This is a genomic window from Ruminococcus bromii (assembly GCF_928721825.1).
In the GTDB taxonomy this organism is placed as follows: domain Bacteria; phylum Bacillota; class Clostridia; order Oscillospirales; family Acutalibacteraceae; genus Ruminococcoides; species Ruminococcoides bromii.
In genome coordinates this window covers 1,665,092-1,680,190 of sequence record NZ_CAKMVP010000003.1, presented here as the reverse complement: position 1 = coordinate 1,680,190, position 15,099 = coordinate 1,665,092, and the positions used below count along the sequence as shown (strand labels likewise).

Sequence of the window (15,099 nt, the reverse complement as noted above, 5' to 3'; positions counted from 1 at the left end):
GCCTTATCATTTTAAAAGGAGATACACTATGGAATACAAATTTTCCGACAGGGTTTCAAACCTCAAGCCGAGTGCAATAAGAGAAATCTTTAAATATGCGGCTGACCCAAGCGTTGTTTCGCTTTCGGCAGGCAACCCTTCTCCCGATGCTTTTCCGACAAAGGAGATTGCGGAAATATCGGCAAAGGTTCTTGCGGAAGACCCTATTTCGGTTTTGCAGTACAGCGTTTCGGAGGGTTACGCGCCGCTGAGAAAGCACCTTGCGGAATATATGAAAAAAGAGCATAACACAGGCTCTGACAATGACGACATTCTCATCACAACAGGCGCACAGCAGATTATGGATTTATGCTCAAAGGCTCTTGTGAATGAGGGCGAGGTTGTAATCTGTGAGGCACCGTCATTCATCGGTTCACTCAACACATTCAGAAGCTATAACGCAAAGCTCGTGGGCGTTCCGGTTGAGCCTGACGGTATGAGTACCGAAAAGCTTGAAGAGGCTTTAAAAGCCAATCCGAACGCAAAGCTTATTTACACAATTCCGAATTTTCAAAATCCTTCGGGTGTTACAATGAGCCTTGAAAAGCGTAAGAAAGTTTATGAGCTTGCCAAAAAATACGGTGTTCTCATCATTGAGGACAACCCGTACGGCGATTTGCGTTACAGCGGCGAATATGTTCCGAACATAAAAAGCCTTGATACTGACGGCATTGTAATCTATGCAGGCTCGTTCTCAAAGGTAATTTCACCGGGTATGCGTGTTGCCTACACAATTGCACCAAAGCCGATTTTCCAAAAGCTTGTTGTGTGCAAGCAGGGCAACGATGTTCACACTAATATTTGGTCGCAGTATGTATGCGATGAATTTATCACAAAGTACGACTTCAACGCTCACCTTGCAAGGCTGCGTGAAATCTACACAAAGAAAGCAAGCTTCTGTATGGAGCTTCTTGACAAATACTGCGCACCGAAAATAACCTATCATAAAATTGACGGCGGTCTTTTCATATGGTGCGACCTGCCCGAGGATATTGATATGCCGAAATTCTGCAGGGAACTCGTTCTCAAAAAGGTTTGCGTAGTTCCGGGCAACGCATTTTTAACTGACGAAAACGAAACCTGTCACAGTTTCAGAATAAACTTTTCAACACCGACTGACGAACAGCTTGAAAGAGGAATTAAAATCCTCGGCGAGTATGCAAACAGTCTTTAATCATGGAGAACAATTATGGAAAATCAGACAAAAAAAGAGGTTGTATTCAGCGCAATACAGCCCAGCGGAACAATTACACTCGGCAACTATCTCGGTGCGGTTCGCAACTGGGTTACAATGCAGAACGAATACGACTGTATTTACGCTCTTGCAGACCTGCACACAATCACGGTAAGACAGACTCCTGCCGTTATGCGCAAAAACATAATTGACGCTTATGCTTCAATTATGGCTTGCGGCATTGATGTTGAAAAAAGTCTTTTCTTCATTCAGAGTCATGTCCACACCCACGCAGAGCTTGCATGGGCGCTCAGCTGCTACACTCAGTTCGGTGAGCTTTCAAGAATGACCCAGTTCAAGGACAAGTCCGCAAAGCACGCCGACAACATCAACGCAGGTCTTTTCACATATCCCGTACTTATGGCTGCCGACATTCTTCTCTATCAGGCTGACAAAGTGCCTGTCGGTGCAGACCAGAAACAGCACATTGAGATTACAAGAAACATTGCGGAGCGTTTTAACGGTCTTTACGGCAATGTGTTCAAGATTCCGGACGGTTTCATTCCGAAGAACGGCGCAAGGGTTATGAGTCTTCAGGACCCGACAAGAAAGATGAGCAAGTCCGATGAAAATGTAAACGGCTGTGTACATCTTCTTGATGCACCCGAGGTTATAATGAAGAAGTTCAAGAGAGCCATTACGGACAGCGAGGCAAAGGTTCGCTATGCTGAGGGCAAAGACGGCGTAAATAACCTTATGGCAATTTACAGCGCAGTTACAGGTCTTTCATACGAGCAGATTGAAAGGGATTTTGACGGCAAGGGCTACGGCGACTTCAAGACTGCGGTAGGCGAGGCAGTTGTTGAAGAACTCCGTCCGATTCGCGAACGCTACGAAAAGCTTGTTGCAGACAAGGCATACCTTGAAAGCTGCTACAGAAAAGCCGATGAAATCGCTCTTAAAATCAGCAGCCGCACAATGGGCAAGGTTATGAAGAAAATCGGATTTATTTAATCGGGAGAAGTTATATTAATGACAAAAATCGAAAGTAAGGCAATCGGCTTTATCAAGAAATATATTCTTTTATTCCTGCTCGGTGCAATTACAATTTTGGCTGTTTTTATCAGAATTTGCGGAATGGATTTTCAAAGCGATGATTTTAACAGCTTTCTGAATCCTTGGTGGGGCATTATCAAGTATAATGATTTTACGGGGCTTGCAGCTCAGGTGGGCAACTACAACATTCCGTATCAAGTCATAATCTATCTTATGACACTTTTGCCGCTAAATGCTCTGTATGCGTACAAAATCGTATCAATAATATTCGATTTTGTACTTGCAATTTCAACCGCAATGCTTGTTTATTCGTTTGCAAAGAATAACCGACGGCTCAAAGCGATACTCACCTACTCAGCCGTACTTCTTTCGGCAACCGTTATTTTTAACTCATCGTTTTGGGCGCAATGCGATTCAATTTACACCTCGTTTATAATCCTTGCAATCCTGTTTTTGCACAAAGACAAGCCGATTGCATCGTTTGTGTTCATCGGCATTGCGTTTGCATTCAAGCTGCAAACCGTATTCATCATCCCTGTTCTGCTTTATTACTGGATTTCGACAAAGAAAATTTCAATTCTGCATTTCTTTATAATTCCTGCGGTTGATGTGATAATGTGCCTGCCTGCAATTATTATGGGTAGACCGTTTATCGATATTATCACAATCTACGCTGAACAGACCGACTACGGAAAGCTTATTCAGATGAACTGTCCGAACTTTTATGCACTCATATGTGACGGAAACGATATGACATATTATTATCTGTTCAAGCAGTTTTCGGTCTTTCTCACAATTGCCGTACTCGGAATTATGATGTGCATTATCATCTATAAAAAGGTTGATTTGAAGAACATTGAAGTTTTTCTTCTGACAACAGCGTGGACTGTATTCACCTGCATTATGTTCCTTTCGTCAATGCACGAACGCTACGGTTATCTGCTTGACATTATTTTAATTGTCTATGCGGCGGTAAGTGCAAAGCATTTGTGGATTCCGATTGTGTCAACGCTTATAAGCCTGAGAGGCTACTGTTACTACCTGTTCTCCTATGAGCTTGTAAGCCTCAAGGTGACCGCAATCATCTGCACCGCACTTTATGTTTATATAACATTCCTGCTCGTAAAAACAATTTTCAGAGCAAAATCATCTGATAATGTTTTTGCAAAAACAATTTAAAATTAAACATATTTTAAATAACAAACAACCGCCAAAATCCATTATATCGGGTTTTGGCGGTTGTTATTTTTATTTATTCAATGATTTTTAATTTTTGCAAATACAACAGCAACAAGAAATGTGACAAATTCTGTAATTGGGAACGCAAGCCATATGCCTGTCATTTGAACAGTGCTGTTTAAAAGCCAAATTACGGGGACTAACAGCACGCCCTGTCGCAACAGTTGAACTACAACGCCGGGCATAATACTGTCTGTTGCCTGTTCATAGGTTGCAATCATTGCAGAAAAGCCGCTGAACACAAATCCGAGTGACATAATTCTCATTGCCAGCACTCCAAAAGCACACATTTCTTCCGATGCCGAAAACAAAAACAATATCTCTTTCGGGAAAATCAGCACCAAGAGCATACCGACAATCATCATAACAGTCGCGATAATTGTTCCGCTCTTATTTGCTTGTTTAAGGCGACCGTACTCTTTTGCTCTGTAATTAAACCGCATTATAGGCAAACAGCCTTGAATTAGTCCGTTCACCGTCATAAAAATCAACTGCTGAACCTTGAAATATGCTCCGAAAAATGCAACCGCCGTGTCCGAATATCGCACCAAAAACATATTTGCAAAATTCACGGTGAATGCTCCCAACGCATTCATAACAAACGAGGGCAATCCGTAGGAAAATATCAGCTTTATCATCTGCGGTTCAAGGCAGTTTTTAAACGCCGGTTTAACCTTTTGTTTTGTAAGAAACAGCTGTATCAACGCAATGATTGTTGAAACAACATAGCCTAAAACCGTGGCAACTGCAGCTCCGACCACACCCATTTTCGGAAACGGACCTATGCCGAAAATGAGCAAAGGGTCAAACACAAAATTGAATACAACACCTGCAATTTGAAACCACATCGGAGCAATCATATTGCCTGTTGCCTGAAGTATTTTTTGAATTACAATATGCACCATATTTGGTATCTGCATAAAAACGCAGACGCTCATATACGCAATTCCGTATTCAAAAATCTCTTTGTTTTGCGTAAAAGCCGAATAATAGGGATTTATTATGAAAAGCGAAAGGAAATTTATCAGCACTCCGACAACTACCGAAATTACCACTCCGAGAGCCGCTGCAGAATTTGCCTTTTGCTGATTTTTCTGTCCCAAATAACCTGCAATCAAAACATTAACACCCACACCTATCCACACGGACAACGCATTCATAAGCGTTGTAATCGGGAATGCAAGCGATACTGCCGCAAGTGCCTGTTCATTTATCCCCGCAACAAACATACTGTCAACAAGGTTGTATGAATACTGAAAGAACATTGAAATCAGCGGCGGTGCCGACATTTGAATTATAAGTTTGTTGACAGGTTCATAAGCCATTTTGTTTTCCGTTTTAACGCCCATATTAACACCCCTTGCGTAAAATAAAAATCGCCATACACCCATAATGAGTGTATGGCGAAAATAAGAATCACATCTTAGAAAAATCCATACCAATTTATATTTATCATATCAATGAGTTAATTATATCATACCTGTAAAAAATATTCAAGATTATCACCAAAAATTTACTTTTTGCTTTCAAGCCACATATCAAGGGCTTTTTCATAGACATCAATGCTTGTGATTCCGAGATTCATAATGAAGGTGTGATAATCCTTTGCGTCAAAGCTTGAGCCAAGCTCGCTTTCGGCTGTTTCACGCATATCAATCATCTTGAGGTATCCTACGGTATAGGGGAGAAAATAACCCGGATTTGAACGGGCAAGGTCATACGCCTCTTTTGTTGCGGCTGTAACACTCTCATCGTCAGCCGAACCGAGTGCCGTTGACATATACTCCTTGACTTTTTCATAATCCCAGCCGTTGTAGTTCACACCGACATCGACCATGGAGTAAAGAATATAGCCGAGAATATCATTTGCGTAGATAAGTTTCTTAATGCCTTCGCTTGTATCAAGGTAATCAAGCGTACATTTCGAGGCATACTGCGCCCAACCCTCGGTTGCGCCCATAAAGCTTAAAATCTTGCGTACATTCGGGATATCCTTGTTTGCATTTGATGCGGTAAGCTGATAAAGATGACCCGGATAGCCTTCATGGGCAAGGGTTGTGTACACCTTAGTCATACCCTTATTTGCAAAGTCGGGGTTGATTTTGATGATATTAACGCTTGTATCGTCAATTCGTCCCTGAACATAGTACGCTACCACATTGTCGCTCTTTGCGGAATCGCTCATATAATCTGCCGTGTAAGAGGTTGTAACGGGAGTCGGAAAGTCCTCCTCGATATTCTCAATCAAAAATTCAAGCACCTCGTCGGCATCCTTAAAGTCGGGATTGTAGTCCTGAAATTTGCTCAAGTCATCCTGTGAAACATTGCTCATGCTCATTCCGACCTTTGTAAAGCTGTTTGTAAGATATGAAGTAAGCTCTTTCGGAGTCATACTGCTGCTTGTTTTGTCCCTGACAATTGCCTCATAATATTTTTTGCCGATTTTGCCATAACCGCAAAGACCTTCTTCGTTTTTGCCTGATTTTTTGAGACTTTCAAGTGCTGAATTTGCTGATTTCAAAGCAGGAATGTAGTATTCTTCAAAATACTTTTTGTTGGTTTCGACAACAGTATTTTTCTCGGAATTGCTAAGACCGAGTGACTTTATTCTCGACTCGAACTCATCAACAAGCACGGACTTGTCGTTCTTGATATGCTTTTCACACTCATCAATTGACTGCTTCGCAATTTCTTCTGTCATAAAGTAGCCGTCCTCAGCCTGTTTCTTTGTGAACGCAATGCACTCGTCCATATAGCGTTTTGTATCCTTCAAAACAGCGAGGTAGAGGTCTGTATCGTCCTTTTCATAGAAAGTAAACTCTGACAAAGTTGTAAAGAGGCTTGCAACAATTCCCGACTGCGGTGCAAAAATGCTCTGCAATTCTGTTGTTCCCTCATATGAAAGCTGAATTTCAAAGTAGCTTGCAAGTGTGTCATAGGTTTGCTTTTGAGAGGAAGTAAGTCCCGAACGGTCAAACTCCTCCAAATCCTTTTTTGCCTGTTTCAGCTCATCAAAGGATTCCTTTGTATCTTCATCGGACACATGACCGAGGGTATAGTCCTCCTCGTCATATTTCAGACCGTAGTCCGACGGATTTGAAATGTCAAAATGTGCGGTAAGAGCGTCATCCTCAAGTTCTTCCGAAAACAAATCGTCACAATATTTATCAAACTGAATTTGTGCATCCGTTTTGGTTGGTTCTGTGTCAGAGTCAAAGTCACAGGCACAGACAGAAAACGCCATAACGGCACACAGCATAACAGCAAGCATACCCTTGAGCGACTTTTTATTTATAATTTTATTCATTTTATCCTCCGTAAAAGTTATTGTTTACCAAAGTATAACATATTATCGTGCTGTTATTCAATGATTATTTTTCTTTTTGTTCTTTTTCACAGTGACTGCGGCAGTCGTTGCCGTTCTGTTTTCAATAATTGTTGAAAACTATGTTGAAAATGTGTATAATAATCAGCCCTGCTCAATTGTATTTTTGTAAATTGTAACCATTTGTAATTATTTGTAATTTTTTCAGATAACCAAGTCTGCGGCATCTTTATTTAATTCAACAAGTCCTAAGGTATTAAATCCCGCTTTTGATATTCCCAAAGCAAGTCCGCCTGCACCTGCGAACAATTCAATTGCAGAAAAGTTTTTGTTTTTTTCTTTATAATTCACTTCAATAATATCTCCTGAAACATAGTTGTTCAAAACAATGTAATGAATATTACAGGTATTAAAAATACAACTAATATTACAAATTATTTTACTTATGCATTTAAAAGCAGTATTCATTATATCAAAAATTCATCCGAAAAGCAATGACAGAAAAGCGGATAAGGATGTAAACAGAGAGAAGAAATTCGTTTTTGTAAAAATAAGTTATTGCTTTTATATCTGTGTAAAGGTATAATTAACAGGAATGGGTTTTTACAGATTTTAAACCCGAAAATGAGAAAGAGGGAATTCTAATGGACAAAAACAACGGCGCAATTTATGATGCCCGCAAGCTCGGAAAACCGAAGATGATAATTCTCGGTGTTCAGCATATGTTTGCAATGTTCGGCGCAACAATCCTTGTTCCGATTTTAACGGGACTTGACATTTCAACAACTTTGCTTATGGCAGGTTTGGGAACACTTTTGTTCCACTGCATTACAAAGTTTAAAGTACCTGCCTTCCTCGGCTCGTCATTTGCTTTTTTGGGCGGCTATGCCGCAATCAAGGCGCTTTCACCCAATGACCCTAACAGTATGCTCCCGTATGCGTGCCTTGGCGTTGCGTGTGCAGGTCTTATCTACTTCATCCTTGCCGCAGTTATCAAGGCGGTGGGCATTGAAAAGGTAATGAGATTTTTTCCGCCTGTTGTAACTGGACCTATCATCATTGCAATCGGTCTTGGACTTGCTCCGTCGGCTGTTTCAAACTGCACAACAAACTGGTTCTTGGCTGTAGTTGCTCTTGCTGTAATTGTTGTTTTCAACATCTGGGGCAAGGGAATGGCTAAAATCATTCCGATTATCCTCGGTTTGCTTATCTCCTACGGCACAGGTCTTGTGCTTTACTTCATTTCACAGGCAAATCCTGACCTTATTCAGAATGTTCCGTGGCTTTTCTCGGGCGGTGCTGATGCAAACGGTGTTTATCAGCCGATTTTCGACTTTACAAGCCTGAACACAATTTGTGACAACATCTCAAAAGGTCACATTTTCGGCAGTGAGGGACTTATCGGAATTCCGATTCACTGGGATAAAACGGTATTCGGCGGTATTGATTACTCAAACGGTGCGCTTATCGCATCTTCAATCATTGCCATTGTTCCGATTGCTTTTGCTACAATGATGGAGCATATCGGCGATATTTGCGCCATCAGTTCAACAACAGGCAATAACTACATCAAAGATCCGGGACTCCACAGAACTCTTGTCGGTGACGGTCTTGCAACAACACTTGCATCACTTTTCGGCGGTCCTGCAAACACAACATACGGTGAAAACACAGGCGTTCTCGCTCTTACGAGAGTTTATGACCCGAGAGTAATAAGAATTGCCGCTTACTTTGCCGTTGCAGTATCATTCTTCCCGATTGTTTCGGTAATTATCGGTTCAATTCCAAGCTGTATCATCGGCGGTATTTCGTTTGTTCTTTACGGTATGATTTCTGCTATCGGCGTCAGAAATGTTGTTGAAAACAAGGTTGACTTCACAAAGAGCCGTAACCTTATCGTTGCCGCAGTTATTCTTGTTTGTGCGCTCGGTCTTTCAAGCAACACGGTAAGCTTTGCAATCGGCAGTGCTGAAATAACACTTTCACCGCTTGCAGTTGCTTCAATCGCAGGTATCGTTCTCAACGCAGTTTTCCCCGGTAAGGATTATAAGTTTGATACGGAAGATGTTGCCGATGCCGTAAATTTTGAAAAAGAAGTTAAACCAAAAGAGAAGAAAGAAAAGAAGTAATTTTACTTTAATAGTCGTAACAGAAAACAGCCGTAAAAATACGGCTGTTTTTTTACGCTTTGTTTAAAGCTATGTATTCAAAGTTGAACGCCGCTACTGAATGGCATAAAAAAACAGGGTACTCGAACGAGTACCCTATATATGTTTAATTATTAAGTTAGCAGTGTTCGGAAATATGCAGATGTTATTTAATCAAACTACCTACACGAACAAGGAACAGCAGTTTGCCGTGCTCGGGAACTGAAAGCTGTTCCAAACACAAACTGCCTACACGAACATGCCACGGGGCAGCCCCGTTACATTTCGGTGATGATTTCGTTGATTGTCTTTCCCGGAGGAATCATCGGGAGAACATTTGCATCGGGACTGATGCGACAGTCAACAACAACGGGCTTGTTCATCTCAAAAGCCTTTGTGAGAATCGGCTTGATTTCCTCGGGCTTTGTGATTCTTAAACCGTCAACGCCGAAAGCGTTTGCAAGCTTTACAAAGTCGGTTGCTCTGTGCGGATCGGTCTGTGAAAAACGACTGCCGTAGAAAAGCTTCTGCCACTGACGAACCATACCGAGAACCGTGTTGTTCATAACAACTACAACAATGGGGAGTTCATAGGACTTCATTGTTACGAGTTCGTTTAAGTTCATGTGGAAACTGCCGTCACCTGTGATGAGGCAAACCCTGTCATTGGGACGGGCACACTGTGCACCGATTGCGGCACCCATGCCGTAACCCATAGTACCCATACCGCCTGATGTGAGGAGCGTTCTGCTTTCCATAATCTTGCTGAACTGTGCAACCCACATTTGGTGCTGACCTACATCTGTTGCGATGATGTCCGACGGACACTTGATTTCGTTGATTACATCAAGAACCTGCTGTGGGAGCGGAAGGTCGCACTCGGGAAGCTTTTTATCATCAAAATGATGCTTCCATTCTTCAATCTTTGCGAGCCAGTCGGGATGATCCTGTCGGTCAAGACCGATTGTGAGTGCAATGAGAATTTCTTTTATATCGCCGAGAATGTACTCGTCAACCTTTACATTCTTGTTGATTTCTTTTTCGTCAATTTCAAGCTGGACAATTTTTGCCTGTTCGCCGAACCTTTCACGGTCGCCTGCAACACGGTCGGAGAATCTTGCACCGCACGCAATCATAAGGTCACATTCGGCTGTTGCCATACCTGTTTCGTAACCGCCGTGCATACCGATGTTGCCGACGCAGAGCGGGTGGTCGGCAGGAATACAGCCGAGTCCCATAAGTGAACAGCAAACCGGAGCGTCAATAAGCTCTGCAAATGCTTTAAATTCTTCGCTCGCATCTGCGCTTATGATACCGCCGCCTGCGTAAATCATAGGACGCTTTGCATTCTTAATCATTTCCTGAACAACACGAATTTTTTCGGGATTCTTAATTTCAAATATCTTCGGTCTTTCGGGGATTGTCTGTACAAATTCCGTCTTGTTGGCTGTAACATCCTTAGGAACATCAACAAGAACAGGACCTTTTCTGCCGTGCTGTGCAAGTGCAAATGCCTTGCGTATCGTGTCGGCAAGATCCTCAACCTTTTCAACAAGGAAGCTTGCCTTTGTAACAGGCTTTACGATGTTTACAATGTCAACTTCCTGAAAGCTGTCTCTGCCAAGCTGATCGGTTGTTACATTGCCTGTAATTGCAACAAGCGGAATGCTGTCGATATTGGCTGTGGCAAGACCTGTTACGATGTTTGTTGCACCGGGACCCGATGTTGTCATAACAACGCCTGTTTTGCCTGTTGCTCTTGCGTAACCGTCAGCCGCATGAGAAGCGCCCTGTTCGTGTGCTGTGAGAATGTGACGGATTTTGTCGCTGTATTTATAGAGTGCGTCATATGTGTTGAGCGCCGCACCGCCCGGATAACCGAAAACCGTGTCAACACCCTGTTCAAGAAGACACTCGCAAATGATTTCTGCACCTGTAAGCTGCATATAAATCTCTCCCTTATATATGTAGTGTTATTCCATAAAATAATGCTACCTTTTATTTTATCCAAATGTGATTATATTGTCAATAGAAATCGAAAAAGACAACTCATTACAAAAGAAAAAACGAGAAACAAAAGCATTCCCCGTTTTGAGTCTGTCATAATTATTCATTTTTGAGATATTCACATATTGCGCCTACGGTTTTTTTGCTTGCAAGTTTGCAGAATTTTTCATAGTCAACACCCTTGTTTTCGTCAAGGTCATCGGAGATTGCCCTGATGATTCCGTAAGGAGTTTTGAGTGCGTAGCAAACATAACCGATTGCCGCACCCTCCATTTCACAGACAAGAGCACCAAATGTGTCGGCAATTCTTTTGCGTTTTTTGCGGTCGGAAACGAATATGTCGCCGCTTGCGATAATGCCCTGCTCAACCTTGGTGTCGGGGAGTGTCCTGCACGCCTGCGTGAGCTTTTCAACTACTGTTTTGTCGCAGTCAAAAAAGATCTTTGTACCGTCGGGAAATGAAACCTCGCCCTGTCTGTCACCGAGAGCAGTTGTGTTCATATCGTGCTGAACGGATTTTGTTGCAACAACAATATCTCCGATTGATACAAGAGGGGAGAGTGAACCGCCCACACCGCTGTTGATTACAACATCGGGATTGAACTTTTCAATAAGCACAACGGCACACATGGCGGCATTGACCTTGCCGACTCCGCAGACTACAACGGCTATGTCCTTGCCGTTAAGAGTACCTGTGGTGAATTTCATTCCTGCGATTTCTTCGGTTTGTGTGTTCTGAGAAAGGGCGATAATTCCGTCGGCCTCAATCTGCATGGCACATATAATTCCTGTCATAAATTTTCCTCCGATTTTGGTGTTGAAATGTAGCGGCGTTCAGCGAACGCCAATCGTTTTGGTTGCAAAACCAAAACGAACAAGCGATAAATTTATGTTGTATCATTGTCGGTTAAAAATCATTTGTAATGTCGAACCGATTTTGTAATCGGTTCGATTGGCGGTCACTGACCGCCGCTACTGTTTGCATAAATCCATACAATATTGTGCTCGGGTGACAATTGTTATTATATATAAAACTGTCTTCACGAGAGGGGTACGAGGCACTCACCTAAAAATTGTCGGTTTCGTACATAATAATGGATAGGGCGGCGAGGGGGGCGGTTTCTGCACGGAGAATTCGTTTGCCGAGGGTTGCCGCCTGACCGCCGATTGCGGTTACGCTGTCAACCTCCGATTGTTCAAATCCGCCTTCACTGCCGATGAACATTCCGACGGTTTTAGGCTTTGTGCCATTCAGAATTTTTCTGACGGATTCTCCGCCCATTTCGTAAAAAAATACGGTCTTTTCGTTCTGCTTTGTCTGTTCTGCCGCCTCTTTAAACGAAATGCACGGAGTTACTTCGGGGATAATGCCCCTGCGACTCTGCATTGCCGCCTGAAGAGCAATTTTCTGCCAGCGTTCACACTTCTTTTTCAGCGACTTTTCATCGGGACGGGAAACACATCTTGCCGAAATCATCGGCACAATTCTGCTGATTCCGAGTTCCGTGCATTTCTGAACGATGAAATCCATTTTATCACCCTTTGGCAGAGCCTGATAGAGGGTTACAAAAACATCGGGTTCGTTTTCACACGGCTTTTGTGAGATGATGTCAACCGTGACTTCACCCTGTGTGATGAGCGAAATTTTACATTCATACTGCGTTTTGTTCGGAGAAACAAGGGTGATGTCATCGCCTGTACGCATACGCAGCACCTTAGAAATATGCTTTGCGTTTTCTCCGACAAGGGTGTAGTTGTTGCCGAATATATTTTTTTCGGTAAAAAACCAAGCCATAAAATTACCTCTTTTTTAAGCGTTTTTGCGTGAGCGCTTTCCTTTTCTATTTAATATATCAAAAAATAAAAATAATTGCAATATTCATATGCCGGTGCTAAAATATGGATATACGAAAAATTTTCGGAGATGATTATTAATGATAACTCTGACAGATACAGATGTGGTTCGGCTTTTGAGAAAAAACAATCTCAATTCCGACACGCTCCAGGAAAATGTTGTTGCAAAGCTCCGCGAAAAGGGCGTAAAGCTTGCAACCGCAGAAAGCTGTACGGGCGGTCTTTTAAGCGAAAGAATTACCGCAGTAAGCGGTGCAAGCGAGGTATTTGATTTTGGCGTATGCACATATGCAAATGAAATGAAACATAAGGTGCTTGGAGTTTCAAACGAAACGCTGTCTGTGCTTGGCGCAGTTTCGGCTGAAACTGCAATGCAGATGGCAGAGGGTGCAAGAAATGTTTCGGGTGCGGATTTAGCCGTAAGTACAACGGGAATTGCAGGTCCTACGGGCGGAACTCCCGAAAAGCCTGTCGGTCTTGTTTATTGCGGAATCAGCACAAAAGACAAAAGTTATGCAATAAAGCTTATGCTTGGCGGCAGTATTAACATGGTAAATTCAAGAGGCTATATAAGAAAACTAACTTCTGACGCTGTTTTACTGACTATTTTGAGTATATTGCAATAACTTGTCGTTGTTAAAAAAATAACTTGTAAAAATTTAGATTATGTGCTAAAATTATCTTGATACTGTGGGTTCAGGGGCGAATTGCGCCCGAATTCGCAGATTTAAAAAATTTAACAGTCCGTCAGAATGGAGTTGATTTTTATGGCTAGAAGCGCAGGTGTTCTCCTTTCGATTACTTCGCTTCCATCCCCCTACGGTATCGGCACCATCGGCAAAGAGGCTCGCAAGTTTGCTGACTTTCTGAAAAAATCAGGTCAGACAATCTGGCAGATTCTCCCCGTTGGACCGACAAGTTACGGTGATTCACCGTATCAGTCTTTTTCAACCTATGCAGGCAATCCTTACCTCATTGACCTTGACACTCTTTGTGAAGAAGGTCTTTTGACTAAGGAAGAGGTCATGAGCCGTGACTGGGGCTCAGATGACGCCGAGGTTGACTATGAGAAAATCTACAACAACCGTTTTGAAGTTTTGAAGATTGCTTACGATAACTTCAAAAAGGGTGACCAGAAGGCATTTACATCCTTCAAGCGTAAAAACAGTTCATGGCTCAAAAACTATGCACTTTATATGGCAGTTAAAAAGAGCTTTGACATGGTTTCCTGGACAGAATGGCCGGATGAGGAAATCAAAATGCGTGATGAGGCTGCCGTGAAGCGTTATGAACGCAAGCTCAAGGATGATGTTGATTTCTGGAAGTTTGTACAGTTCAAATTCTATGAGCAGTGGGAATCCTTCCGTGCGTATGTAAACGGTCTCGGCATCAAGATTTTGGGCGATATGCCAATCTATGTTGCCATGGACAGCGCAGACACATGGGCAAATCCCGAGCTGTTTCAGCTTTATGACGACGGTGATCCTATCGCAGTTGCAGGCTGTCCGCCGGATTACTTCTCGGCAACAGGTCAGCTTTGGGGCAATCCTCTCTATGATTGGGATTACCTTGAGGCTACCGACTATGAGTGGTGGTTTGAGCGTATCAAAGCCGCATCAAAGCTTTATGACATCACCCGTATTGACCATTTCAGAGCTTTTGCAAGCTACTATTCAATTCCTTATCCTGCCGAAAACGCAATCAACGGTGAATGGGTTGAAGGTCCGCGCATTAAGTTCTTTAATATGATGGAAGAGGCACTCGGCAAGATTGATATTGTTGCCGAAGACCTCGGAACACTCACTCCCGATGTAACCGAGCTTATGGAGCAGACAGGCTATCCGGGAATGAAGGTTCTTGAATTCGCTTTCGACAGTGGTGAAGAGAACGACTATCTTCCCCATAAATACACCGAAAACTGTGTTGTTTACACAGGTACTCACGATAACGATACTGTTATGGGCTGGCTTGAAACAGCTAAACCCGAGGACGTTAACTATGCAAGAAGTTATTGTCAGATGCCTGATGACGAACCGTTCAACTGGGGACTCATCCGTGTTGCTTATGAAAGCAAGGCAGATACAGCAATCGTACCAATGCAGGACATTCTCGGCCTTGGCAAGGAGGCAAGAATGAACATTCCGTCAACACTCGGCGGAAACTGGGTATGGAGACTCGATGGCGCAGCTCTTACTGATGAGCTTGCAGATAAATTAAAAACTATGTCTGAAAAAAGCGGACGACTGGAGGACTAAACA

The 15,099-nt window shown here is 42.7% G+C and carries 12 protein-coding genes; 6 read left to right on the top strand and 6 right to left on the bottom strand.

The window, feature by feature from the left end; all coding sequences use genetic code 11:
- Window positions 1-28 precede the first annotated feature (28 nt).
- The 3 genes from QDI94_RS08375 to QDI94_RS08365 are packed head-to-tail and all read left to right on the top strand — an operon-like array spanning window position 29 to window position 3,448.
- Entirely contained in the window at window positions 29-1,213 is a 1,185-nt protein-coding gene (locus tag QDI94_RS08375) for an aminotransferase-like domain-containing protein (RefSeq protein WP_278868279.1), read from the top strand.
- A gap of 15 nt (window positions 1,214-1,228) precedes the next feature.
- Entirely contained in the window at window positions 1,229-2,227 is a 999-nt protein-coding gene (gene trpS, locus QDI94_RS08370; RefSeq protein ID WP_278868277.1) for a tryptophan--tRNA ligase, read from the top strand.
- A gap of 18 nt (window positions 2,228-2,245) precedes the next feature.
- Window positions 2,246-3,448 carry a hypothetical protein gene (locus QDI94_RS08365; protein WP_278868275.1) on the top strand — a complete coding sequence of 401 codons (1,203 nt, stop codon included), beginning with the start codon at window positions 2,246-2,248 and terminating at the stop codon, window positions 3,446-3,448.
- Between the two features lie 77 nt (window positions 3,449-3,525).
- Here QDI94_RS08365 and QDI94_RS08360 read toward each other — a convergent pair whose 3' ends face one another.
- The 3 genes from QDI94_RS08360 to QDI94_RS08350 form a co-directional block, all read right to left on the bottom strand.
- Window positions 3,526-4,857, bottom strand: coding sequence for an MATE family efflux transporter (locus tag QDI94_RS08360; protein ID WP_278868273.1), 1,332 nt, complete (start codon window positions 4,855-4,857; stop codon window positions 3,526-3,528).
- 164 nt (window positions 4,858-5,021) lie between these two features.
- Entirely contained in the window at window positions 5,022-6,815 is a 1,794-nt protein-coding gene (locus QDI94_RS08355) for a DUF885 domain-containing protein (protein WP_278868272.1), read from the bottom strand.
- Between the two features lie 222 nt (window positions 6,816-7,037).
- Entirely contained in the window at window positions 7,038-7,184 is a 147-nt protein-coding gene (locus QDI94_RS08350) for a DNA cytosine methyltransferase (RefSeq protein WP_341458205.1), read from the bottom strand.
- A 293-nt stretch (window positions 7,185-7,477) separates the two neighbouring features.
- On the opposite strand from QDI94_RS08350, the gene QDI94_RS08345 reads away from it, so the two are divergent.
- The gene (locus QDI94_RS08345) at window positions 7,478-8,962 is read left to right on the top strand and encodes a uracil-xanthine permease family protein (RefSeq protein WP_278419031.1); all 1,485 of its coding nucleotides are present in this window, start codon (window positions 7,478-7,480) and stop codon (window positions 8,960-8,962) included.
- A gap of 296 nt (window positions 8,963-9,258) precedes the next feature.
- Here the strand turns inward: QDI94_RS08345 and ilvB are convergent, their stop codons facing one another.
- The 3 genes from ilvB to QDI94_RS08330 form a co-directional block, all read right to left on the bottom strand.
- Window positions 9,259-10,926, bottom strand: a complete 1,668-nt coding sequence (ilvB, locus tag QDI94_RS08340; protein ID WP_278868271.1) for a biosynthetic-type acetolactate synthase large subunit — start codon at window positions 10,924-10,926, stop codon at window positions 9,259-9,261.
- A 160-nt stretch (window positions 10,927-11,086) separates the two neighbouring features.
- Window positions 11,087-11,782: a 5'-methylthioadenosine/adenosylhomocysteine nucleosidase gene (locus QDI94_RS08335; RefSeq protein ID WP_046432355.1), complete on the bottom strand. Its 696-nt coding sequence runs from the start codon at window positions 11,780-11,782 to the stop codon at window positions 11,087-11,089.
- A gap of 271 nt (window positions 11,783-12,053) precedes the next feature.
- Window positions 12,054-12,782, bottom strand: a complete 729-nt coding sequence (locus QDI94_RS08330) for a 16S rRNA (uracil(1498)-N(3))-methyltransferase (RefSeq protein WP_278868268.1) — start codon at window positions 12,780-12,782, stop codon at window positions 12,054-12,056.
- 139 nt (window positions 12,783-12,921) lie between these two features.
- Here QDI94_RS08330 and QDI94_RS08325 point away from each other — a divergent pair, with 139 nt between their 5' ends.
- Both QDI94_RS08325 and malQ read left to right on the top strand, forming a co-directional pair.
- Window positions 12,922-13,467, top strand: a complete 546-nt coding sequence (locus tag QDI94_RS08325; protein WP_015522981.1) for a CinA family protein — start codon at window positions 12,922-12,924, stop codon at window positions 13,465-13,467.
- 141 nt (window positions 13,468-13,608) lie between these two features.
- A complete protein-coding gene (malQ, locus tag QDI94_RS08320) occupies window positions 13,609-15,096 on the top strand; it encodes a 4-alpha-glucanotransferase (RefSeq protein ID WP_015522980.1) in 1,488 nt (495 codons plus the stop codon).
- The last annotated feature ends 3 nt before the right edge of the window (window positions 15,097-15,099 follow it).

Coding starts and splice junctions, on each gene's coding strand:
- malQ (WP_015522980.1), top strand. CDS start 13,609: ATGGCTAGAAGCGCAGGTGTTCTCCTTTCGATTACTTCGCTTCCATCC.
- QDI94_RS08345 (WP_278419031.1), top strand. CDS start 7,478: ATGGACAAAAACAACGGCGCAATTTATGATGCCCGCAAGCTCGGAAAA.
- QDI94_RS08330 (WP_278868268.1), bottom strand. CDS start 12,782: ATGGCTTGGTTTTTTACCGAAAAAAATATATTCGGCAACAACTACACC.
- QDI94_RS08355 (WP_278868272.1), bottom strand. CDS start 6,815: ATGAATAAAATTATAAATAAAAAGTCGCTCAAGGGTATGCTTGCTGTT.
- QDI94_RS08360 (WP_278868273.1), bottom strand. CDS start 4,857: ATGGGCGTTAAAACGGAAAACAAAATGGCTTATGAACCTGTCAACAAA.
- QDI94_RS08335 (WP_046432355.1), bottom strand. CDS start 11,782: ATGACAGGAATTATATGTGCCATGCAGATTGAGGCCGACGGAATTATC.
- ilvB (WP_278868271.1), bottom strand. CDS start 10,926: ATGCAGCTTACAGGTGCAGAAATCATTTGCGAGTGTCTTCTTGAACAG.
- trpS (WP_278868277.1), top strand. CDS start 1,229: ATGGAAAATCAGACAAAAAAAGAGGTTGTATTCAGCGCAATACAGCCC.
- QDI94_RS08365 (WP_278868275.1), top strand. CDS start 2,246: ATGACAAAAATCGAAAGTAAGGCAATCGGCTTTATCAAGAAATATATT.
- QDI94_RS08325 (WP_015522981.1), top strand. CDS start 12,922: ATGATAACTCTGACAGATACAGATGTGGTTCGGCTTTTGAGAAAAAAC.
- QDI94_RS08375 (WP_278868279.1), top strand. CDS start 29: ATGGAATACAAATTTTCCGACAGGGTTTCAAACCTCAAGCCGAGTGCA.